Source organism: Streptomyces taklimakanensis (genome assembly GCF_009709575.1).
GTDB lineage: Bacteria > Actinomycetota > Actinomycetes > Streptomycetales > Streptomycetaceae > Streptomyces > Streptomyces taklimakanensis.
Genome location: NZ_WIXO01000001.1, coordinates 2618149 through 2638527, shown reverse-complemented (window position 1 = coordinate 2638527; position 20379 = coordinate 2618149). Strand labels below are relative to the sequence as shown.

20 protein-coding genes and 1 pseudogene are annotated in these 20379 nt (G+C 73.2%); 4 read left to right on the top strand and 17 right to left on the bottom strand.

The features are described from left to right. Positions 1 to 8 precede the first annotated feature (8 nt). The 3 genes from F0L17_RS11455 to F0L17_RS11445 form a co-directional block, all read right to left on the bottom strand. On the bottom strand, positions 9 to 1337 hold the full coding sequence (locus F0L17_RS11455; RefSeq protein WP_155070998.1) for an ABC transporter substrate-binding protein: 1329 nt from the start codon (positions 1335 to 1337) through the stop codon (positions 9 to 11). Between the two features lie 189 nt (positions 1338 to 1526). After that, positions 1527 to 3248 (bottom strand): glycoside hydrolase family 13 protein, encoded by a 1722-nt coding sequence (locus F0L17_RS11450; RefSeq protein ID WP_155070997.1) that lies wholly within the window; start codon positions 3246 to 3248, stop codon positions 1527 to 1529. Between the two features lie 208 nt (positions 3249 to 3456). Further along, positions 3457 to 4734 carry an ABC transporter substrate-binding protein gene (locus F0L17_RS11445; RefSeq protein WP_155070996.1) on the bottom strand — a complete coding sequence of 426 codons (1278 nt, stop codon included), beginning with the start codon at positions 4732 to 4734 and terminating at the stop codon, positions 3457 to 3459. Positions 4735 to 4954: 220 nt separating this feature from the next. Between F0L17_RS11445 and F0L17_RS11440 the strand changes: the two genes are divergently transcribed. The 3 genes from F0L17_RS11440 to F0L17_RS11430 all read left to right on the top strand — a co-directional run bounded on the left by F0L17_RS11440 (position 4955) and on the right by F0L17_RS11430 (position 8624). Beyond that, positions 4955 to 5461, top strand: coding sequence for a helix-turn-helix transcriptional regulator (locus tag F0L17_RS11440; RefSeq protein ID WP_162466074.1), 507 nt, complete (start codon positions 4955 to 4957; stop codon positions 5459 to 5461). A gap of 80 nt (positions 5462 to 5541) precedes the next feature. Continuing rightward, the gene (locus F0L17_RS11435) at positions 5542 to 6288 is read left to right on the top strand and encodes an ATP-binding cassette domain-containing protein (protein ID WP_162466793.1); all 747 of its coding nucleotides are present in this window, start codon (positions 5542 to 5544) and stop codon (positions 6286 to 6288) included. Between the two features lie 5 nt (positions 6289 to 6293). After that, the gene (locus F0L17_RS11430; RefSeq protein WP_162466073.1) at positions 6294 to 8624 is read left to right on the top strand and encodes an FtsX-like permease family protein; all 2331 of its coding nucleotides are present in this window, start codon (positions 6294 to 6296) and stop codon (positions 8622 to 8624) included. A gap of 784 nt (positions 8625 to 9408) precedes the next feature. Here the strand turns inward: F0L17_RS11430 and F0L17_RS11425 are convergent. The 8 genes and pseudogenes from F0L17_RS11425 to F0L17_RS11385 all read right to left on the bottom strand — a co-directional run bounded on the left by F0L17_RS11425 (position 9409) and on the right by F0L17_RS11385 (position 15649). Beyond that, positions 9409 to 9630 carry a hypothetical protein gene (locus F0L17_RS11425; RefSeq protein ID WP_155070995.1) on the bottom strand — a complete coding sequence of 74 codons (222 nt, stop codon included), beginning with the start codon at positions 9628 to 9630 and terminating at the stop codon, positions 9409 to 9411. 147 nt (positions 9631 to 9777) lie between these two features. Next, positions 9778 to 9976: pseudogene (locus F0L17_RS27520) on the bottom strand (DNA-binding transcriptional regulator); the annotation flags it as partial. Positions 9977 to 10363: 387 nt separating this feature from the next. Continuing rightward, the gene (gene ygfZ, locus F0L17_RS11415) at positions 10364 to 11335 is read right to left on the bottom strand and encodes a CAF17-like 4Fe-4S cluster assembly/insertion protein YgfZ (RefSeq protein WP_155070994.1); all 972 of its coding nucleotides are present in this window, start codon (positions 11333 to 11335) and stop codon (positions 10364 to 10366) included. Between the two features lie 9 nt (positions 11336 to 11344). Next, entirely contained in the window at positions 11345 to 11809 is a 465-nt protein-coding gene (locus F0L17_RS11410) for a transcriptional repressor (protein WP_162466072.1), read from the bottom strand. Positions 11810 to 11957: 148 nt separating this feature from the next. Continuing rightward, positions 11958 to 12521: a heme-binding beta-barrel domain-containing protein gene (locus tag F0L17_RS11405; RefSeq protein ID WP_155070993.1), complete on the bottom strand. Its 564-nt coding sequence runs from the start codon at positions 12519 to 12521 to the stop codon at positions 11958 to 11960. A gap of 349 nt (positions 12522 to 12870) precedes the next feature. Continuing rightward, positions 12871 to 13830, bottom strand: a complete 960-nt coding sequence (locus tag F0L17_RS11395) for a hypothetical protein (RefSeq protein WP_202917861.1) — start codon at positions 13828 to 13830, stop codon at positions 12871 to 12873. Continuing rightward, on the bottom strand, positions 13827 to 14789 hold the full coding sequence (locus F0L17_RS27040; RefSeq protein WP_202917860.1) for a hypothetical protein: 963 nt from the start codon (positions 14787 to 14789) through the stop codon (positions 13827 to 13829). The genes F0L17_RS11395 and F0L17_RS27040 overlap by 4 nt, the downstream gene beginning before the upstream one ends. After that, positions 14786 to 15649, bottom strand: a complete 864-nt coding sequence (locus tag F0L17_RS11385; RefSeq protein ID WP_238419336.1) for a hypothetical protein — start codon at positions 15647 to 15649, stop codon at positions 14786 to 14788. Before F0L17_RS11385 ends, F0L17_RS27040 begins: the two co-directional genes overlap by 4 nt. Before the next feature lie 104 nt (positions 15650 to 15753). Between F0L17_RS11385 and F0L17_RS11380 the strand changes: the two genes are divergently transcribed. Then, the gene (locus F0L17_RS11380; protein WP_155070992.1) at positions 15754 to 16125 is read left to right on the top strand and encodes a DsrE family protein; all 372 of its coding nucleotides are present in this window, start codon (positions 15754 to 15756) and stop codon (positions 16123 to 16125) included. Between the two features lie 129 nt (positions 16126 to 16254). Here F0L17_RS11380 and F0L17_RS11375 read toward each other — a convergent pair whose 3' ends face one another. The 6 genes from F0L17_RS11375 to F0L17_RS11355 form a co-directional block, all read right to left on the bottom strand. Then, positions 16255 to 16542: a DUF1416 domain-containing protein gene (locus F0L17_RS11375; RefSeq protein WP_155070991.1), complete on the bottom strand. Its 288-nt coding sequence runs from the start codon at positions 16540 to 16542 to the stop codon at positions 16255 to 16257. A gap of 68 nt (positions 16543 to 16610) precedes the next feature. Next, complete coding sequence (locus tag F0L17_RS11370) at positions 16611 to 17456, bottom strand: sulfurtransferase (RefSeq protein ID WP_155070990.1); 846 nt, start codon at positions 17454 to 17456, stop codon at positions 16611 to 16613. Positions 17457 to 17628: 172 nt separating this feature from the next. Next, positions 17629 to 17712 carry a putative leader peptide gene (locus F0L17_RS28505; RefSeq protein WP_420802470.1) on the bottom strand — a complete coding sequence of 28 codons (84 nt, stop codon included), beginning with the start codon at positions 17710 to 17712 and terminating at the stop codon, positions 17629 to 17631. A gap of 250 nt (positions 17713 to 17962) precedes the next feature. After that, positions 17963 to 18652, bottom strand: a complete 690-nt coding sequence (locus tag F0L17_RS11365; RefSeq protein ID WP_155070989.1) for an LmeA family phospholipid-binding protein — start codon at positions 18650 to 18652, stop codon at positions 17963 to 17965. A 179-nt stretch (positions 18653 to 18831) separates the two neighbouring features. After that, positions 18832 to 20112 carry a chromosomal replication initiator protein DnaA gene (locus F0L17_RS11360; RefSeq protein ID WP_155070988.1) on the bottom strand — a complete coding sequence of 427 codons (1281 nt, stop codon included), beginning with the start codon at positions 20110 to 20112 and terminating at the stop codon, positions 18832 to 18834. Continuing rightward, positions 20109 to 20375 carry a MoaD/ThiS family protein gene (locus F0L17_RS11355; protein WP_155070987.1) on the bottom strand — a complete coding sequence of 89 codons (267 nt, stop codon included), beginning with the start codon at positions 20373 to 20375 and terminating at the stop codon, positions 20109 to 20111. Before F0L17_RS11355 ends, F0L17_RS11360 begins: the two co-directional genes overlap by 4 nt. Positions 20376 to 20379 lie beyond the last annotated feature (4 nt).

The window sequence follows — 20379 nt, the reverse complement described above, 5'->3', positions numbered from 1 at the left end:
GTCCCGCCTCAGCTCTTCTTCCAGGCCTTGGCCGCGGCGGCCTCCAGCTTCTCCGCGGTGGCCTTGGGGTCGGACGGGTCGCGCAGGAAGTCCTGGAGGAGCTTCCACTCGCCCGCGCCCTGGGTGCCACCGAAGGCGGCCGGCGCCTGGTCGGACATGTCGAACCGCACATCGTCACCGGCCTCCACGAGGGACCGGGCGGTCTCCCGGGTGGTGTCGTCCTGGTAGGCGTCCAGGCTCAGGGTCTCGTTGGGGGAGAGGAAGCCGCCGGCACCGGCCCACACCTCCGCGGCCTCCGCGGTGGCCAGGTACTCCACGAACTTCATGCCGGCGTCCGCGTTCTCGCCGTCCTTGAGGACCACCGCGGCGTCACCGCCGCCGACCACCGGGGGCTTGCCGCCGTCCACGGCCGGGAACGGGAAGAACTTCGCGTCCTCGCCGACCTTCTTGTCGAACTGGCCGGAGATCAGACCCGCGACGAAGTCGCCCTCGTAGACCATGCCCGCCTTGGGGTCGTTGCCGAAGACCTTCTCGACGGACTCGGGGAAGTCGGTGCGCAGCGCACCGGCGCCGCCGCCCTCCACCAGGTCCTCGTCGCCGAAGAGTTCGCCGAGGGTGGTGAGGGCCTCGACGACGGTGGGGTGGGTCCAGGGGATCTCGTGGGCGGCGAGCTTGTCGTACATCTCCGGGCCCGCCTGGGAGAGGTAGATGTTCTCGAACCAGTCGGTGAGCGGCCAGCCGGCCTCGCCCGCCACGGAGAAGGCGGCCGTGCCGGAGTCGGAGAGGGTCCGGCCCACCTTCAGCATCTCGTCGTAGTCCTTGGGCGGGGTGACGCCCGCCTGCTCGAAGGCCTCCGGGCTGTACCAGACGGTCGACTTGTGGGACGCCTTGAAGTACAGGCCGTAGAAGATCCCGTCGACGGTGCCGTACTCCTTCCACACCGGGGCGAAGTAGCTGCGGGCGCGCTTGTCCGCCTCCTTCGACAGCGGCTCCAACCAGCCCTTCTCGGCGAACTGCTGGAGCACGCCGACCTGCGGGACCATCACCACGTCCGGGGCGTTGCCGCCCTGGATCTTGCTGCCGATGACGGTGGAGACGTTGTCGCCGGTGGAGACGAAGTCCAGCTCGGCACCGGTCTTCTCCGAGAAGGCGTCCATGACCTTCTTGAAGTTCTTCTGCTCCACCCCGGTCCAGACCCCGGCGACCGTGATCTTCTCGCCCTTCAGCTCCTGGCCGCCGCCACCCGCGGTGGTGGGGTCCTCGCCACCGCACGCGGTGGCGGCCAGGGAGAGGAGGAGCGCGCCGGCGCCGGCGAGGGTGGTGCGTCGTCTGATCATGGTTGTCCCTTTCGGGTTCGGGCCGGCCGGGCGGCCGGGTGGAACGGGAACGAGTGGCTACGGCGCCCGGGGGGAGCCGGGCGCCGAACGCTTCGGCGGGGAGGCCGGGGAGGCCGGGGAGGCCGGGGGGAGGGATCGTGGGCGGACGGTGGACGGGGCGGTCGGGAGCGGTCGGGAGTGGGCGGGAGGTCAGTCGTCGACCCACCAGGCGGCGGTGGATCCGGGCAGCGTCCCGTCCGGGCACTCGCCGCTGGCCAGCAGCGGGGTGCCGGGGACCGGGGCGGGGACGGGGGTGGTGCCGAAGTTGACCGCGCACACCAGGCCGTCGCCGCGCTCGAAGGCCAGCACCTGCGGCGGGGCGTCCAGCCAGCGCAGCTTCCCCTCGCCGAGCTGGGGCAGCGAGCGGCGGAGCTGGAGACCGTCGCGGTACAGGTGCCAGAACGAGCGGGTGTCGGCCAGCGCCCGGTCGGTGGCGTGCTCGGCGAACCACTCGGGTTGCGGCAGCCACGGCCGGGCCTCCTCCGCCCCCGAGGTGAAACCGAAGGGCGACGCCTGTCCCGACCACGGCAGCGGTACGCGGCAGCCGTCGCGGACGCGCCGACGGCTGCCGGTGCGGCGGAAGATGGGGTCGGTGAGCACCTCGTCGGGCAGGTCCACGACCTCGGGCAGGCCCAGCTCCTCGCCCTGGTAGACGTAGGCCGCGCCGGGCAGGGCGAACATCAGCAGGGCGGCGGCACGGGCGCGGGCGGCCCCCAGCACGTGGTCGGTCCCGCCCACTCCGGCCGTCCCCTCGGATCCGTCGAAGGGGTCGCCGGAGGTCGCGTACCGGGTCACGGTCCTGACCTGGTCGTGGTTGTTGAGCACCCAGGTGACGGTGGAACCGGTGCCCGCGATGTCGGTCAGCGCCTCGTCGATGACCTTCCGGAAGGCGTCCACGTCCCACGGGGCGCTCAGCAGGTGGAAGAAGAACGCCTGGTGCAGCTCGTCGGGGCGCACGTACTTCGCGTGTTCGCGGGCGGTGGGGACGGACACCTCGCCGACCAGCAGCCTGTCCTGGCCGTCGCGGTCGGCGTACTCGTCGCACAGGGCCCGCCAGCGGCGCCACACCCCGTGCACCTCGGGCTGGTTCCAGGCCAGGGGGTTGACCGAGTCGCGGGTGCGCTCGTCGGCCCCGGGGTCGGGGGAGTCGGGCAGTTCGGGGTGCTTGAACAGGCCGGCGGCGACGTCGACGCGGAAGCCGTCCACGCCCCGGTCCAGCCAGAAGCGCAGCACCTCGTCGAAGTGCTCGGCGACGGCGGGCTCGCGCCAGTTGAGGTCGGGCTGCTCGGGCGTGAACAGGTGCAGGTACCACTGGCCGGGCCTGCCGTCCGGCTCGGTGACGCGGGACCAGGCCGGGCCGCCGAACATCGCCCGCCAGTTGTTGGGCGGCAGCTCCCCCCGCTCGCCGCGGCCGTCGGCGAAGTGGAACAGGGCGCGGTGCGGCCCGCCCGGCCCCTCCGCCAGCGCGGCGCGGAACCAGGGGTGCTCGCTGGAGCAGTGGTTGGGGACGATGTCGAGGACGACCTTCAGGCCGAGGCGGTGGGCGGCGGCCACGAGCCGGTCGAACTCCGCCAGGTCGCCGTAGACCGGGTCGACGTCGCGGTAGTCGGCGACGTCGTAGCCGTGGTCGTGCTGCGGGGAGGGGTAGAAGGGGCTCAGCCAGATGCCGTCCACGCCCAGCCTCCGCAGGTACGGCAGTCCGGCGCGGACGCCGGCGAGGTCGCCGATGCCGTCCCCGGTGCTGTCCAGGAAGCTGCGGACGTAGACCTGGTAGATGACCGCGTCCCGCCACCAGTCCCGAGCCGCGGCGGGGACGGTGCCGATCCGGGAGGGGCGGGCGGAGATGCCGTTGTGGGTCGTGGCTGTGAGCATCCCTCGGATACCGGTTTCTGTGCGTAGGGCTGACGGCCCGGCGGCCGCTGATGTGCATGCATGTTAGGTAGCGGTTACATCGGGGTGTCAACGGGTAGTTGAAAAGCCGTCGTTATTGCGGGGGTATGTCCGGCGAGGGGAGGCATGAAGCAGCCATCGGTTACCTAACAAGTAACCAAGAAGGGGTGGGGGATGGAGCGAGCCCCGATCAGTCCTCGCGGGCGATGGCGCCCAGCTCGCGCGCCAACCGTTCGACCGCCCGCCGCGGGCTCTGCCGCCCCGCCATCGCGTCGTGCACCACCGCCTGCACCACCAGGCTCACCTGGTCGTACCGCGGGCTCTTGGGGCGTGGCTCGGCCGCCAGCACGCTCTCGCGCAGGGTCGGCAGGTACGGGAAGTCGCGCACCAGCTCCGGGTCGGAGTACAGGCTCGCCCGCACCGGAGGCAGCGACCCCTCGGTCAGCACCCGGCGCTGCACCGACTCGCCGGTGAGGTACGCGATCAGATCGGCGGCCGTCTCCGGATGCCGGGAGTTGGAGTTCACCGCGAGGTTGGAGCCGCCCAACACGCTGACGCCCGGACCGTCCGGGCCCGGCAGCGGCACCGCGTCGAACCTCCCGGCCACCTTCGAGTCCGCGCCGCCCGCCATCGCGTACACGTACGGCCAGTTGCGCAGGAAGAGCAGCCGGCCGTCCTGGAACGCCTCCCGCGACTCCTCCTCCTTCCAGGACAGCGACTCCTTCGGGATCCACCCCTCGCGCACCCCGTCGACCAGGAAGCGCAGCCCCTCCTCGGTGCCGGAGGAGTCGGCCGTCACCTTCGCGCCCTCGTCCACGAGGAGGGAGCCGCCCGCCGAGCGCACCACCTCGGTGGCGTTGGCGGTCAACCCCTCGTACGGCAGGAACTGGCCCGCGTACCCCCCCAGCCCGTACTCGGGCGCGACCTCCTTCGCCAGCCGTTCCAACTCGGCCCAGGTGCGCGGCGGTCGCTCCCCCTCCGCCTCCAGCACGTCCGAGCGGTAGTACAGCATCCCGGCGTTGGTGACGTAGGGGACGGCGTACAGCCGCCCGCCGAAGGTGGCGGTGTCCAGCACCGGCGGCAGCAGGTCGTCCAGCGGGAAGCGATCGGGATCGACGGGCGAGATCCAGCCCGCCGCCGCGAACTCCGAGGTCCAGGTGACGTCGATGTTCAGCACGTCGAAGCGGTCACTGCCCGAGCGCAGACCGGTGACCAACTGGGCGCGGGTCTCGTCCGCCGACTCCGGCAGCTCCACCAGCGTGGCCTTCTCGTCCGGGTGGGAGCGATTCCAGTCGGCCAGCACGGGATCGAGGTAGTCGGTCAGGTCACCGGCGGTGACCAGGGTGACCGGGCCGCGCCCCCCGGCGTGCGCCACCGACTCGCCCGACGGCGTGCCCAGGCCGACGTAACCGGCGAGCACGACGGCCGCGGCCAGGAGTCCCCTGCCCGCGGCATGCGTCCACCGCATAGGCTTCCTCCCGCGCACGGTCGTGCACCGTCCTCCGTGCACCGGTCTCCCCGTCGAGTCCCGGACGCCCATATATACCCGTTGGGCATGGGCGATACTAGACGCCGAACGGCATGCGGACCGACGTGGAGACCGACGACAGACCGACGACCGGCCGGCGGGCGGGAGCCCCGGCACGGGGACCGGGCCCGGAAGCGGGACGGGGAGGAGGAGTGCGCGCGTGCGTCTGCCGCTCCTGGCGCTCCTGGCGTCGGGACCCGCCCACGGATACGAGCTCAAGCAGGCCCTTGAGAAGCTGCTGGGCGCCGCGTACCCTCAGCCGAACGTCGGACAGGTCTACGTCACTCTGGGCCGGCTGGAGAAGTCGGGCCTGATCGAGGGCGAGGACGTCGCCCAGTCGACCCGTCCCAACAAGCGGATCTACCGACTCACCGACGCGGGACGCGAGGCGGTGCGGGCCTGGTTCGACGAGCCGACCGACGAGCCGAGGGTGCGCGACGAGTTCTTCATGAAACTCGCGCTCGCCCCCCGGACCGGCCTGGCCGACCAGATCGCCCTCATCAACAAGCAGCGCCGCCAGTACCTCAACACCATGCGCGCCCTGTCCAAGCTCGCCGCCACCGAGGACCGGGACAACCGGGTGGCGCAGCTGCTGATCGAGGGCGCGATGCTGCACCTCCAGGCCGACCTGGACTGGTTGGAGCGCTGTCAGGAGGAGTTGGAGTGATCCGTCGCGGGACGCCGGCGCGGCCGGACGCGCAACAGTCGGACGAGCAGCGGCCGGACGACCGGCGGGAGACCCACCCCATCGTGCGCGCCGAGGGCCTGACCAAGACCCACCACGGCGAGGGCGCCCCCGTACGGGCCGTACGCGGAGTGGACCTGTGCGTCTCGCGCGGCGAGTTCGTCGCCGTCACCGGCCCCTCCGGCGCCGGCAAGTCCACCCTGCTGCACCTGCTCGGCGGCCTCCAGAAACCCGACGCGGGCAGCATCCGGTTCGACGGGCAACCCCTGGACTCCTACCGCGAGTCCCAGTGGGCCGCGCTGCGCCGCCGCCGCATCGGCATCGTCTTCCAGTTCTTCAACCTCGTCTCCAACCTCACCGTCGCCGACAACGTCGAGCTGCCCGCCCTGCTCGCCGGGCGCAGCCCGAAACAGGCCCGCGCCGACCGCGCCGAACTCCTGGCGGAACTCGGCCTGGCCGGCAAGGAACGCAGCATGCCCGGCGAGCTGTCCGGCGGCGAACAGCAGCGCGTCGCCCTGGCCCGCGCCCTGGTCAACCACCCCGACCTGCTGCTGGCCGACGAACCCGCGGGCAGCCTGGACAGCAAGGGCACCCGCGAGGTGCTGCGGCTGCTCTCGCGCTTCCACCAGCGCGGCCAGACCATCCTCCTCGTCACCCACGACGCCCGGATGGCCAGCGCCGCGGACCGGGTGATCAGCTTCTTCGACGGCCGCGTCGTCGACGACGCGACCCTGGACGACGACGGGGACGGCCGCCCCCGGCGGCGGCGACCGGGCGGCGTGGCCGACGTCCTGGAACTGAAGGACTGAGCGACGTGCGCGCCACCCTGCGCTGGGCCCACGCCGACCTGCGGGCGCACCGCGGCGAGGCGCTGTTCATCGTCCTGGCCACGGCCGGGATCACCGCCTGCCTGCTGCTGGCCGGAGCGCTGTTCTCCTACGCCGCCGACCCCTGGCAGCGGGTCTTCACCCAGTCCGAGGGCGCGCACGTGTGGATCCACACCCGCGCCGATGCCGAACCGGAGACGCTCGCCGACCTGGAGGGCGTCACCGGAGTCGCCGGGCCCTACACCACCGCCCGCACCACCGTCGAACTCGGCGGCGCCCGCGCCGCCGTGGAGCTGCGGGCCACCGGTCCCGAACCCCCCACCGTGGCCCGCCCGCTGATCACCGACGGCCGCCCCGCCGCCCACGGATCCGACGACGAGATCGTCCTGGAGAGGTCCCTGGCCACCGCCCTGTGGGCCGAGACCGGCGACACCCTCACCGTCCGCGGCGGCTCCGGGACCGAGCGCGGGCTGCGCGTCGTGGGCATCGCGGACACCGCCGAACGCCGCTACGCGCCCGGCGAGAACCCCGGCGTCGCCTGGCTGCCGCCCGCGGCCCTCGACGCCCTGGCGCTCGCCCCCGAACGGACCGGCCGGACCGTCGGCCTGCGGCTGGGCGACCCCGGCGACACCGACTTCACCGTCCAGCGGGCCGTCACCCTCCTCGGCGCCGACCGCGTCCAGGAGGTCACCCGCTGGCAGCAGGCCCGCACCGAGGCCGAGGGCGAGAACCGGCTGCTCGGACTCCTGCTGGGCCTCTTCGGGCTCGGGGCGCTGCTGGCCGCCGCCCTCGCCGTGGCCGGGGCCATCAGCACCCGGATCCACGGCCACCTGCGGGACATCTCCGTCCTCAAGGCCATCGGCTTCACGCCCGGCCAGGTCGTCCGCGTCTTCCTCGTCCAGCACCTGGCCTTCGCCCTCCTCGGCGTCGCCACCGGCGCCGCCGTCACCGAACTGCTCGGCGCCCACGTCCCCGGCCGCATCGGCGAGGCCGCGGACCTGTGGCGACGGCTGCCCGGCCACACCTGGACGGTGCTGGGCACCACCGCCTGCTCCGTGCTGTTCATCGCCACCGCCACCTGGCTGGCCGCCTGGCGCGCCGGCCGGGTGCCGCCGGTGCCGGTGGCCCGCACCACCGTGCCGCCCGGACCGGGCACCCTGACCCGGGTCGAGCGACGGGCGCTGGGCAAGGACGTGCCGCCCGCCCTGGTGCTCGGCTGGCGCGGCGCCTTCCCCGGCCGCCTCCGCTCCCTGGCCGCCGTCGGACGGCTGGCCGTGCCACTGGCGATGATCACGGTCGCGCTGGGCGCCTGGACCACCCTCGACCGGTTCCAGACCCACCCCGAGGAGATCGGACTGCCCGCCGCCCTCACCGTGCGCGAGACCTCGCCCGTCGGCCCCGACGGCGCGGGCGTGGACGTCGAGCGACTGGCCTCCGAACACCCCGACGTCACCGCCGTCCACCCCGGCACGGAGGTCGAGGCGCTGGTCCCCGGACAGACCGGCACCATCACCCTGCGCGGCCTGGGCACCGACGCCGAGCCCTACCCGTTCGCCCTCGCCGAGGGGAGCCTCCCCGACGGCCCGGACGAGGCGGTGGCCGGACAGGGACTGCTGGACCTGCTGGACGCGCGCGTCGGCGACTGGGTGCGGATGACCGTCCAGGGCCGCCCCCAGATCCTCCACATCACCGGACGCGCCATCGAGACCGAGGACGGCGGACGCATCGTCTCCACCTCCCTGGACAGTCTCGACCTGGACGAGGACGGCACCACCGAGCCCGACTTCCACCATCTGGTGCTGCGCGACGGCGCCGACGCGCAGGAGGTCGGCACCGAGCTGGTCGACTCCTCCGGCGGACGCCTGGAGGTCCGCGAGGTGCCCAACCCCGCCGACGGGCTCTCCGCGATGCGCGGCGTCGTCGCCGGACTGATCGCCGTGCTCGCCCTGATCGGCCTCACCGAACTCTCCACCATCCTCGGCGCCCGCGTCCGCGACCGCCGGCGCGACCTGCTCGCCCTCAAGGCCGTCGGTCTCGCCCCGCGTCAGATAGCGGGCGTGATCGTGGTCTCCACCGGCGTCACCGCCCTGGCCGCCGCCGTGGCCGGCGTGACCGTCGGCGCGGTCGCCGGAACGCGGCTGATCGACGTCCTCTCCCACACCGGCGGTGTCGGCGCCGGCATCGCCCAACCGCCCTCCGCCGGCACCCTGGCCCTGGTGGTCGCCTCGGCCGTGGCGGCCTCGGCCGCCGTCTCGGCCCTCCCCGCCGCCCGCGCCGCCCGCCGCCGCATCGCCGACACCCTCAGCGAGACGCTGTGAGGACGGCGTCCGCTCGAACACCCCGGCACGCGTGTCACCGACGCCCCGGGAGGACGCGCCGCCCGGGGCCGGTCAGCCCCGAGGTGCTCGGAGACGTCCTCCGGGTCGTGCCGGCGGCCCGGAGCAGTTCGTCGCGCACCGCCGCCCCCGCGTCCGCCGGTTCGAGCTCCACGGTGCTCCCACCCCCGTCGTCGTCCACGGGGGCCGGCGCGACCGGCCCGGAGGACCCGGTCCTCGGTTCACTCACCGTAGAGGGGGCGTAGAGGGGGAACAGCACCGTGCCCCCGGCTCCCGAAGGCGCGCCGAGCCGTCTCCGCCGGACCGTCCGCGACGGGGGCGGGCGGCCGGGGCACCGGCGCGCCGGCGGATACGGAACCGACGCGACGGAACCGGTGGGACGAAGCGGGCTACGGCCGGGGTCGGCGACCGGTCCTCGCCCGGTTCCCCCGCGGGCGCGGGCCGCCGGAGGAGCCGCGCCGACGGGGCGAGCCGCCACCCGGCCGCTCCCGGCCGCCGGCCTCGTCCGGAGTCGAGGGGGCGGCGGCTTCGGAGAGGTCCTCGTCCGGGTCTTCGGGAAGGTCCTCGAACGGGTCGTCCCCGAAGTCCGGGGCCTGGAAGAGGTCCCGTGTCAAAGGCCGCGAGCCCGCCGCGGTGGCCGGAGGTGCCGCCGGTTCGGGCGCGGAGAACAGGGAGGTGGTGTCGATGAGGAGGCTGCCTCTCGGGGCGGGGACGTCGTACGGGAGGAGGCCGGCCGGTCGCCGCGCGCCGGCCGGGCGCGGTGGTCTCAGAGACCGCTCAGCTTGGTGTACGGGCTGGGGATCCGCTCCTGTCGCGATCCGAAGTCGACCAGTACCGCGATCCCGTCCTCGACGGCGGTGACCCGGCCGAGGCCGTACGTGTCGTGTGTGACCCGCTCCCCCACGGCGAACAGCTTCGCGGGCGGTACGACCGGAGCTTTGAAGGGGCTGGTGGGCAAGTGGCGCCGGGCTACGGCCGATTTCGTCATCACAGCCAGTATGCACCCACCGGACCGGTATGCGACCCGGTGTACCGCCCCCGGTGCCGGTACCGCCGTGTCCGAGCGTCAGTCTCCGCCGTACAGGGCGCGGATCTCCGTCGTGGCGCGGACCAGCTCCGCGCGGGCCCGCCGGCCGGCGTTCGGGGTCCACCAGGACGCGACGGCTGGTCGACTCGGCCGCCGGGCGGTGCGGCGCGGGCAGCACGGCCATCACCTTCCGCAACGCGGAACCGAGCGCGGCGTCCAAGCCCAGGGCGGCGTGGGTGCCCCGTGCCACCAGGACGAACAGGGCCCGCGCCTCGTCGGCGGTCAGCCCGGTGACGTCCGTGCGGAACACCGCTGGTGGACACCGTGCGGGAGTTGCCGTACGCGGACTGCGCCGCCATCCACGACGACCCGCCCGTGCCCGTGCCCTGGACCGGCGACAACGCCCTGCTGCGCGGACCGGACGAGGAGGCGGTGCGCACGGCCTTGTCCCACGCGGGCCCGGACGCCGCCCCCTTCCCGGTGATCGTCGAACTGCGCCACCCGGGCGGCGCGTGGGCCCGGAGGCCGAAGCACCCGAACGCGGTCGGACACCGGGACGCGGAGTACGCGCTCGCCGCCGTCGTCCCGCTGGTGGGGATCTCCGACGAAGACGCCCGGCCCTTCCTGAAGCGACTCTTGGGGGACGGGTCGCTTCCCGAACGGCGCCGTGAGGGCCCGGGACGCGCCGTGGGCTTCAGGGTTCGACCACGACCTCCTGCGCCGCCGCCGTGTCGCCCGCCAGCAGCTCCGCGTCCACCGGCACGTTCCGCTTCACCAGTGCCAGGGCGATCGGGCCCAGCTCGTGGTGGCGGGCCGAGGTGGTGACGAAGCCGAGCTGCCGCCCCTCCTCGCCGTCCGCCGCCAGACGGATCGGCGTGCCGTGGCCGGGCAGGTGCACCTCGCTGCCGTCCAGGTGCAGGAAGACCAGCCGGCGCGGCGGCTTCCCCAGGTTGTGGACGCGCGCCACCGTCTCCTGGCCCCGGTAGCAGCCCTTCTGGAGGTGGACGGCGGTGCCGATCCACCCCAGCTCGTGCGGGATGGTGCGGTGGTCGGTCTCCAGGCCCACCCGAGGCCGGTGCGCCTCGACGCGCAGCGCCTCCAGGGCCAGGACGCCGATCACCGGGCCGTGGGCGGCGGCGAAGGGCTCCAGTTCGGCACGCGGCAGGAACAGGTCCCGGCCGTGCGGCGTCTCACGGACGACCACGCCCTCGGGGGCGTCGGCGATGGAGCCCGCCGGGAGGTGGACCACGGCGTACTCGTCCGTCGCGTCGGCGACCTCGACCCGGTAGAAGAACTTCATGCTCTCCAGGTACGCGATCAGCTCCCCCTGGGTGCCCGGTTCCACGTGGATCCAGGTGGTGGCGCCGTCGTCGACCAGGTAGAGCGCGTGCTCGATGTGGCCGTGCGCGGAGAGGATCAGCGCCTCGGTGGCACGGTGGGGCTCCAGCTCGCTGACGTGCTGGGTGATCAGCAGGTGCAGCCAGCTCAGCCGGTCCTCGCCGCTGACGGTCACCACGCCGCGGTGCGAGAGGTCCACCAGACCGCCGCCGTCGGCGAGCGTGCGCTGCTCGCGGAAGAGGTCGCCGTAGTGCGCGGCGACGCCTTCGTCCGGAGCCTCGGCGGGGACGGCGCCGGGCAGCGACAGCAGAGGGCTCTTGTACGACATGCCGCCAGCCTACGACCCCGCGCCGCCCGTGTTCCCGTCCGCGCCCGCCTCCGGACGCCGGGCGGCGCAGTCGCGGCAGCGGCCGAAGATCGCGAAGTGCTTCATGTCGGTGTCGAATCCGAACTCCCGCCGCAGCCGTTCGACGAAGTCGTCGGCGAGCCGGGTGTCGGCCTCGATCACCCTGTCGCAGTCCCGGCAGACCAGGTGCATGTGGTCGTGCCGGTCGGCCAGGTGGTACGTGGGAGCGCCGTGGCCCAGGTGGGCGTGGCTGACCAGCCCCAGCTCCTCCAACAGCTCCAACGTGCGGTAGACGGTGGAGATGTTGACACCGCCCGCCGTGCGCCGCACCTCGGCGAGGATGTCGTCGGGGGTGGAGTGTTCCAGCTTGTCGACGGCCTCCAGTACGAGCTGGCGCTGCGGCGTCAGCCGGTAGCCACGTCTGCGGAGGTCGCTCTGCCAGTCGGTGCTCACCACACGGCCAGTGTACGGAGAGCACGGTGCGGAACGGTCCGTACCCGGTGGGTGGTGAGCGCCCCCGGTCCGCCCCCGCTCACCCCACCGCCGGGGCACGGGCGTTCCCCGGCCCGGCGGCACGGGCCGTCGGGCGTCACCGGGGAGCGGCTCACTTGAAGAACGCGATGCCGTCGTCCGGGAGGTCCTTGAGGTCCTTGGCCCACTCGCTCGGGTCGACGACCTTCTTCAGGTGGGCCGACATGTACGGGCGCAGCGGCGTGGTGGGCGTGGCCAGTTCGCCGACCCACATCAGGTCGCCCTTGACGTAGCCGTACAGACGCTTGCCGCCGGAGTACTCGCCGGCGGAGGAGAGCCGGGCGACGGCGTCGGTGGCCAGGTCGATCTGCGGCTTCTGCTCGGCCATCTCGCCGTACCAGACCTCGGCGACGCCCTGGTCGCGGATCATGACGACCTCGACCTTGCGCTCGGCGTCGATCCGCCAGTAGCCGGTCTCGGACTCCAGCGGGCGGACCTTCTCGCCCTCGGCGTCGAGCTCCCAGGTGCGCGAGACGTACTCCAGGAAGTCCCGGCCGTCGTGCGAGAAGGAGACCTCCTGGCCGAAGTTGCACTGCTCGCGGCCGGGGAAGTCGGCGACGCCCGCCCCCGCCCAGTTGCCCAGGAGGAAGGCCAGGGGGACGAGGTCCGGGTGGAGGTCGGACGGAATCTCGATCATGGGGTGCTCAGACGATCTGTCGAGGACGAGTGGACTGCGGAACGCGGACGTGCCGCGCGCGGCCGGCGCCGGGGACCGGACGGCCGTGGCCGGCCGCCGGGATCAGCGCTGGCCCTGGTAGAGCTTCTTCACGGTCAGGCCCATGAAGGCCAGGACGCCGACACAGACCAGGACGAGCAGGGCGGTGAAGAATGCCTCAAGCACGGGGAGCGCTCCTTCAGGGGCTCGGCACGGACGAACGGGCCGGTGGACGGCCCGCGGTCGAGTCTAGTCCGCCCGCGGCGGCGCGGTGCTGTGAGGTGCGCCGCGCCGCCGTGGGGAGGGACGCGAGGCGGCGGGGACGTCCGGGTCAGCCCAGGAGCTGGGCCTGGAGGATCATCGTCTGCCGGAACGGAATCTCGGGGACCGTGCCCCTCCGCTGTTGGAGGACCACTCCCACGATGTCCCCGGCGCGCAGGTACGCCATGCGCAGCGGCACACCGGTCGCCGTCTTGTCCCGGTAGGCGGTCACCCCGACGTTCTCGGGCACTTCCTTGTACCGCCAGTCCATGTCGAGCCCCAGGTCGGGACCGGCGGCCTCGGGCGCGTAGGACCGGGTCGGGATGCCCATTATCAGATCCCGGTAGAAGTCCAATGCGATCTCGTCGGTGTTGAACCGCAGCAGGTGGATGCTCGTCCGGGTGCCGTCCGGCATCTCCCAGCCGCGGGCGGCGATGTGCCGCACGGAGGTGTCCACCAGGAACTGCCGCATCTCCTCCCGCTGCCAGACGTTGTAGAGCCCGGCGAAGTCCTCGATGCCGACCCAGCCGCCGTCCGGCGAGGGCAGCCGCAGACCCTTCTCGGCGCCCTCGGGGACCGGGAGCAGCAGGTCGCGCAGGTCGGCGTGGTGGATGTGCCCCTCGTTGCCGAGCGCGAACGGGCGCGGTGAACCGGAGGGGAGGGCGGGCAGTTCCAGCTCCGGGTACTCCCAGCGTCCGTCGCTCTCGGTGGCCAGCCCCGGCAGGTCGTGCCGTTCGGCACGGGTGATGCCGTACGCGGTGCCGGCGCAGAACACCCCGAAGACGGCGACGGCGGCGGTCCAGCGGCCCACGGCCCGCCGCACCCGGGGGGAGGGGCGGCGACGCGGTGGTTCGGTCGACAGGGCGGGAGCGGCCCACGGGTTCGCCTGCGGTGGCACGGGCGGGGCCGCCGGGAGGGGCGGCGCGGATGTGGCGGCGTCCGCCGCCGTACGCGGGGCGTCGGCCGGGGCGTCGGTGGCCGTACCGGCCGGGGTCTGCTCCGGGCCGTCGCCGGTCACGGGCTCGGTCATATGTACTCCCCCGGGGACTCCAGGTGGTCGAGTTGGTCCTTCAGCAGCTCCGCGGCGTCGTTCTTCCGGAAGGGCTTGAGGCCGTCCGCGTGGAACGAGACCAGCAGGTTCTCCCGGTAGGCCGTGCAGTACATCGACTCCAGGTCGCTCTCCTCGTCCTCGGGCGTCAGGAAGCACCTGGCGTTCTCGTGGCCCTTGATCCTCGGGCCGTCCCGGAAGACCGACAGCGCGTCGGCCATCCCGGACCGGAACCGGCTCAGGTCGCGGAGGCCCTTCTCGTTCTCCATCCGCGCGATCTGGATCCTGACCAGGAGGTCGTTGTCGGCCGACGTGTACGTGCGCATCACCACGCCCTGGATCCGCAGTTCCGCCACGCGCTTCAGGTACGCGCGGCGCTCCCTGCTCGGCAGGTCGTCGCCGTCCATCTCCATCAGGGCCTGAGCGTGTCCGCCGCTCAGCTCGACGTCGTTGCCGAACTCGGCGATGTCCGGGCCGAGTCGGAAGTTCTCGGGTACCGGGAGCAGCTTCTTGCGCAGTTCGCCGTCGGTGCGGCCGCGGCTGAGGTCGGGGGCGGGGTCGTCCTCCGAGGGGTTCTTCTCCGGTTGCCTCCAGATCGTGGTGGGGGCGGAACGGTCGGCGGCGTCCACCGTGGCCTTGGTGTAGGCGAGGCCGCCGCCCGCCGCGCCGAGGACCAGGACGACGGCCAGGGCCGTGAGGAGGACGTCGCGTCCGCGGCCCGCCGGGCGCGGCTCACCGTCCGTTCCGATTTCGGTTCCGGTTCCGGTTTCGCTTTCGGTCCCGGTCCCGGTCCCGGCTCCGTGCTCCGCCGACTCCGCCCCGGCCTCCGCCGGGGCGTCCGTTCCGCCTTCGGCTCCGGTCCCTGTCGGGTGCGCGGTCTCGGCCGCCTCGCCGCCCGTGTCCCGGTCCACCGGTCGGTTCTCCTGTCTCGGTTCGCTCACAGCCGCTCCAGCTGCCGCTCGGCCAGGGACCTGATGTCCTGTCGGCTGATCGGCTCGGTGTCGTAGATCCACACGTCCATCACGATGTCGCCGCGCCGGGCGAGGGCCCTGGTCTGGTACACCGGGAGGTATCCCGGCTCCCGGAGGGGCTCGTCGAAGACGTAGTAGAGGTGGTCACCCGAACCGTTCAGGGGTGTGCCCTCGTCGCCCACGTGGTCGTCGAACTCCATGCTGGCCTGCTGCTCCTCCAGGTAGTCGCGGGCCGAGTGGTCGTGGAGGCTGCGGAACTGCATGAGGCTGATCTCCACCCCGCGGTTCTCGCCCTCCTCCCATCCGGTGATCGCGACACGGCGGACGTCCCTCCCGAGGAAGCTCTCGAAGGCGTAGTCCGGCCTCTCGTAGTCGAGGGCGTACAGGGGAAGCCGCGCCCAGCCGTCCTGGCCGGCCGGGAGGTCCGCCTTGCGCGCGCCCTCGGGCTTGTTCAGGAGCAGCGCGCGCAGGTCGCCGTCGGTCTTGATCCGCCGGTCCTCCTCGGCGGTGAGCGGCTCGCGGCCCGCCCCCTCGGCGAGCGGCTCGTCGGGGTAGGACAGCTCCGCCTGGGAGAGGGGCGGCAGCGGCGTGGGGGCGCGGTCGGCCTGGACGGTGTAGCCGCCGGCGATGCCGCCGACGGTGCCCAGGAGGGCGGCGCAGGCGAGCAGCAGGGCGGTGCGTCCGCGGCGCCGGGGCGGGAGGGCGGCCGGCGGCAGCGCCTCCGGTGCCGCCTCGGACGGCGGTTCGGTCGGTGGTTCGGGCGGTGCCTCGGACGGCGGCTCGGGCACGGACCTGGGGGGCTCCGCCGGGGGCGGCGGGATCGCGGACATGGGGGTCACCTCGCAACTCTTGTCGGTTCGCTGACAAGGACGAGGTGGGGAAGGTTGCGCACCCGACGATCACGATCGGATTGCGACGCCGCTACGGTGGTCACATGACAGCCGGGACGAAGAAGCTCGTGATCAAGGTGACGGCCGGCGCGGACGCGCCCGAGCGGTGTTCGCAGGCGTTCACGGTGGCGGCGGTGGCCGTGGCCAGTGGGGTGGAGGTCTCGCTCTGGCTCACCGGCGAGTCGGCGTGGTTCGCGCTGCCCGGACGGGCGGCGGAGTTCGAGCTGCCGCACTCCGCGCCGCTGCCGGAGCTGATCGACGGAGTGCTGGCGGGCGGCCGGATCACGCTGTGCACGCAGTGCGCGGCACGGCGCGGGATCGAGGAGAAGGACGTGATCGAGGGCGTCCGCATCGCCGGAGCCCAGGTCTTCGTCAGCGAGATCATGGGCGAGGACGTGCGGTCGCTCGTCTACTGAGGACGTCCCGCCGAGGGCGTCGCGTCGAGGACGCCCCGCGCGGAACGCACGGAGGCCGCGCCCCCCGTCCAGGCTGTCCAACCCTCGGGGGCACGGCCTTCGTGCGTCCGGTGCGGCGGCGCCGCACGGTCACACCGCGATGGGAACCTCCACCAGGCCGCCCTTCTGGGCGACGACGGTGCGGTCCGCGGTGCCGCCGGGCACCAGGGCGCGCACCGTCCAGGTGCCTTCGGCCGCGTAGAAGCGGAACTGGCCGGTGGCGGAGGTCGGGACCTCGGCCGTGAACTCGCCGGTGCCGTCCAGGAGGCGGACGTACCCGGTGACGGGCTCGCCGCCGCGGGTCACCTGGCCCTGGATCGTCGTCTCACCGGGCTTGATGGAGGCGGCGTCGGGGCCGCCCGCCTGTGCTCCGCACATGTCTGGGTTCTCTGCCTTCCGGATGAAAACGGTTCTGAGGGGCGTCGGTACCGCCGGACTCGGCGAACTCAGGCGTCCTTGCCGGTGCCGAGCTCGATCGGCACGCCGACCAGGGAGCCGTACTCCGTCCAGGAGCCGTCGTAGTTCTTGACGTTCTCCTGGCCGAGCAGCTCGTGCAGCACGAACCAGGTGTGGGCGGAGCGCTCGCCGATGCGGCAGTAGGCGATGGTGTCCTTGCCCAGGTCCACGCCCTCGGCCTCGTACAGCTCCTTCAGCTCCTCGTCGGACTTGAAGGTGCCGTCGTCGTTGGCGGACTTCGACCACGGGATGTTGCGGGCGGTCGGGACGTGGCCCGGACGCTGCGACTGCTCCTGCGGCAGGTGGGCCGGGGCGAGCAGCTTGCCGCTGAACTCGTCGGGGGAGCGGACGTCCACCAGGTTCAGCTTGCCGATCGCCTCGACGACGTCGTCGCGGAAGGCGCGGATGGAGGTGTCCTGCTCCTTGGCCTTGTACTCGGTCTTCGGGCGGGACGGCACCTCGGAGACCAGCTCGCGGGCGTCCAGCTCCCACTTCTTGCGACCGCCGTCGAGGAGCTTGACGTCCTGGTGGCCGTAGAGCTTGAAGTACCAGTAGGCGTAGGCGGCGAACCAGTTGTTGTTGCCGCCGTAGAGGACGACGGTGTCGTCGCCCGCGATGCCCTTCTCGGAGAGGAGCTTCTCGAAACCGGCCCGGTCGACGAAGTCACGGCGCACCGGGTCCTGGAGTTCGGTCTTCCAGTCGATCCGGATGGCGTTCTTGATGTGGTTCTTCTCGTAGGCCGAGGTGTCCTCGTCGACCTCGACGATGACCACCTTGGGGTCGTCGATGTGGGCCTCGACCCAGTCGGCGTCCACCAGGACGTCACTGCGGCTCATGTCTCTCCTCCGGAGGGCAGGTGCTTCGGTGTGCGGTGCGGATGCGGTGGGTGTGCGGGCGCGGGGCATGTGACGCCGGTGCGCGCGCACGACGCTGTACGTCGCGGGGCGGGGGACAGCGAGGGGACGTGCGGCTGCGGGCCGGGCCGCGAAGGGCACCGAGAGCCGGCCGTCAGTCGACGGCGCGACAGAGCATGGCGGCGACGCGGCAAAGGTCGACTGCCCGTCGCTTCGTGAGATGCGCCTGTCGCTTCATGCGTCCGATCGTAAGGACGGAACGGTGGCGATGTCACCGTCGTTCCGCATCATGAGACCGGATTGTCCGGATCACGGGACGTGGAAGAGGGTGTCGGGCCCGGTCGGACGGGGGTTCGAGTGTCGTCGCGCGGCTTTCTGCGGTGCGGACGGGGTCGTCTCGGAACGTGGACCGCGGCGTGGTCCGACGGCGCGCGGGCCGGACGCGGGCGGGTCCGGGCCGGTCCGGGTGGTGCCGGAGCTCGGCACCGCTACCCGATCAGGGCCACCTCCGAGCCGCTCAGCTGGAGGACGACGCCCTCCTCGCGCACCTCGACCTCGCGCAGCTCCAACCCCTCGGGGAGCCCGGTGATGTGGAGCTTCCGGTCGATCTGGCCGCGGACGATCTCCTCGGCCACGGGCAGGTCGGGGAGGTTCTCGGCGTGGAGGGCGATGGTGTCGCCGTTCTCCACCCGCACCGTGCTGTAGAGGGTGAACTCCGCGATCGCCAGGTTCACGTCCAGTTTCACCTGGTTCTCCGCGGCCCGCTCCGCGCCCGCGAAGCCCAGGACGGCGCGGTCCGTGCCGCCGGCCTCGGTCAGCTCCCGGTAGCCGATGCGCGCGCTGCCGGAGGCCTCCGACGCGATGGCGGAGGAGAGGTTGTCCTCCAGCCGCACCTTCTCCAACGCCACGTCCACCTCGGTGACGTCGACGTCGCGCCCGCCGACCTTGACGGTCAGCCCGTTCAGCGTGGCGTCGACCGACTCCAACTCCTTGTCCAACACCTGGGTGAGGAAGGGGAAGCCGTGGATCTCCACGGAGGGTTCCTCGGTCAGGCCCTTGGAGCTCCTGATCCTGGAGGCGGCCTCGTCCTCGGCGAGGTTGACCGCCAGTCGGTCCGCGCCGACGAAGAGGCCGCCGAGGACGACCAGGAATATCAGCAGGAGTCGCAGTGCGCGCATGGTGGTGGTCCCCCAGGGTGGCCGTTTCGCGGTCGAAGGGAATCGACGCCGGCAGGAGTCGATCGGGTTCCGGCGAGCCTAACGGGTGGGGTCCGGGGGGACCCGAACGGGAGCGATCCGGACCGGGCCGACGGGGGCCGGCCGACGCGGCCCGGTCCGGCGGCCCGGTCCGGCGGGCGTCAGGCCAGGGCCCGGCCGAGCAGGTAGACCGCCGGCACGGCCGCGGTCAGCGGCAGCGCCACACCCGCCGTCATGTGGACGAAGCGGGAGGGGAAGTCGTAGCTCGCCACCCGCAGCCCGATCAGCGCGCACACCCCGGCCGCCAGCCCCAACACGGCCCCCGAGGCGCCCGGCGAGGTGACCTGTCCGGCGGCGACGCCCGCCCCCGCGGCGGCGAGCAGCGCGGCGACCACGGAGACCGCGGACGGCAGCGGCAGCGCCCTGGCGAGCGTCGCGGCGGCGACCCCCAGGGCGCCGACCGTCACCGCGTCCGGTTCGGCGGCCAGGTGGCCGGTGGCCAGCACGGTGAGCGCGGCGGAGGTCACCCCGGCGGTCAGGGCGTACAGCCGCTCGTCGGGCGAACTGTGGTTGCGCAGTTGGAGGACGATCACCAGCAGGCACCACACGCCGAGTGTGCCGAGGACGACCGCCGGGGCCTTCCCGACGCCGGTCGCCAACAGCGCGACGTCGGCGGTGACGCCGCCGAGGAACGCCAGCGCGATGCCCTGCCGGGCGGGCCACATCCCGTTGAGCCGGTACCACCCCGCGGCGGTGACCGCCTGGAGGAGCACCACGGCGACGGCCGTCACCGGACGGGAGAACTGGGCGGTGGCCGCGAGCAGGACGCACAGGACGGCGGTGAGGGCGGCGGGCGCCAGTCCCGGCGGGATGATCGGGTCACCGGTGCGAGGCGTGGGGGCGGGCGGGGCGGACGAGGCGCCCACGGTGGCGGTGGCGGTGGTGGCGTTCGGCGCGTCGGGGGAGTGGGCGGTGCCGGGCGCGCCGTTCGCGTCGCCCGTGCCGCCGGCGTCGTTCCCGTCCCACGACCCGCCGGCGGTTTTGGCAGGGTACGGGGCCCTGGGGTACCGAGGGTCCTGGTGGCTCTGCCGGCCGTGCGGGTGGTCCGCGTACGAGTGTTGGGGCGGCAGGGGCGCGGTGGGAGGGCCGCCCGGGGCGCCGTACCCGTCGGCGTTGCCGTACGTCCCGTCGTACGCCGGGTCGTGCGGGCCGTACGTCCCGCCGTACGACCCGCCATGCGTCTCGCCGTACGCCGGGTCGTAGGCGGCGTCGTACGGGGAGTCCTGGGCGCCGGGGAGGCCGTCGGGGCCGTGGGAGCCGTACGCACCGTGGCCGTACGGCTGTTCCCCGGCGTACGGCGGCCCCGCCTCGTGGGGACGTCCGTCGTGGGGCTGTCGCGGGTGTCGGTGGGGCGGGTACTGCGGGTACTGCCGGTCGTTCATCGGGAGCCTCCCGCGAAGGGGGGGAGCACCTCGACGGTGCCGCCCTCGGTGAGTCGGACGAGCCGGTGGTCGCGTCGACCGACGGGGTCGCCGTCCACCAGGAAGGAACAGCGCCGCAGCACCCGGGCGAAGTCCGGCCGGTCGGCGTGCCGCTCGCGCGCGTGCTCCAGCGCCTCGGCGAGGGTGTGGGCCTCGTATCTCTCCTCGGTGATCCCGGCGGCGGCCTTCGCCGCGGCCCAGTAGCGGATCATGCCGTTCGGCATGGTG

Coding starts and splice junctions, on each gene's coding strand:
- F0L17_RS11455 (WP_155070998.1), bottom strand. CDS start 1,337: ATGATCAGACGACGCACCACCCTCGCCGGCGCCGGCGCGCTCCTCCTC.
- F0L17_RS11450 (WP_155070997.1), bottom strand. CDS start 3,248: ATGCTCACAGCCACGACCCACAACGGCATCTCCGCCCGCCCCTCCCGG.
- F0L17_RS11445 (WP_155070996.1), bottom strand. CDS start 4,734: ATGCGGTGGACGCATGCCGCGGGCAGGGGACTCCTGGCCGCGGCCGTC.
- F0L17_RS11425 (WP_155070995.1), bottom strand. CDS start 9,630: ATGACGAAATCGGCCGTAGCCCGGCGCCACTTGCCCACCAGCCCCTTC.
- ygfZ (WP_155070994.1), bottom strand. CDS start 11,335: ATGTCGTACAAGAGCCCTCTGCTGTCGCTGCCCGGCGCCGTCCCCGCC.
- F0L17_RS11405 (WP_155070993.1), bottom strand. CDS start 12,521: ATGATCGAGATTCCGTCCGACCTCCACCCGGACCTCGTCCCCCTGGCC.
- F0L17_RS11395 (WP_202917861.1), bottom strand. CDS start 13,830: ATGACCGAGCCCGTGACCGGCGACGGCCCGGAGCAGACCCCGGCCGGT.
- F0L17_RS11385 (WP_238419336.1), bottom strand. CDS start 15,649: ATGTCCGCGATCCCGCCGCCCCCGGCGGAGCCCCCCAGGTCCGTGCCC.
- F0L17_RS11380 (WP_155070992.1), top strand. CDS start 15,754: ATGACAGCCGGGACGAAGAAGCTCGTGATCAAGGTGACGGCCGGCGCG.
- F0L17_RS11375 (WP_155070991.1), bottom strand. CDS start 16,542: ATGTGCGGAGCACAGGCGGGCGGCCCCGACGCCGCCTCCATCAAGCCC.
- F0L17_RS11370 (WP_155070990.1), bottom strand. CDS start 17,456: ATGAGCCGCAGTGACGTCCTGGTGGACGCCGACTGGGTCGAGGCCCAC.
- F0L17_RS28505 (WP_420802470.1), bottom strand. CDS start 17,712: ATGAAGCGACAGGCGCATCTCACGAAGCGACGGGCAGTCGACCTTTGC.
- F0L17_RS11365 (WP_155070989.1), bottom strand. CDS start 18,652: ATGCGCGCACTGCGACTCCTGCTGATATTCCTGGTCGTCCTCGGCGGC.
- F0L17_RS11360 (WP_155070988.1), bottom strand. CDS start 20,112: ATGAACGACCGGCAGTACCCGCAGTACCCGCCCCACCGACACCCGCGA.
- F0L17_RS11355 (WP_155070987.1), bottom strand. CDS start 20,375: ATGCCGAACGGCATGATCCGCTACTGGGCCGCGGCGAAGGCCGCCGCC.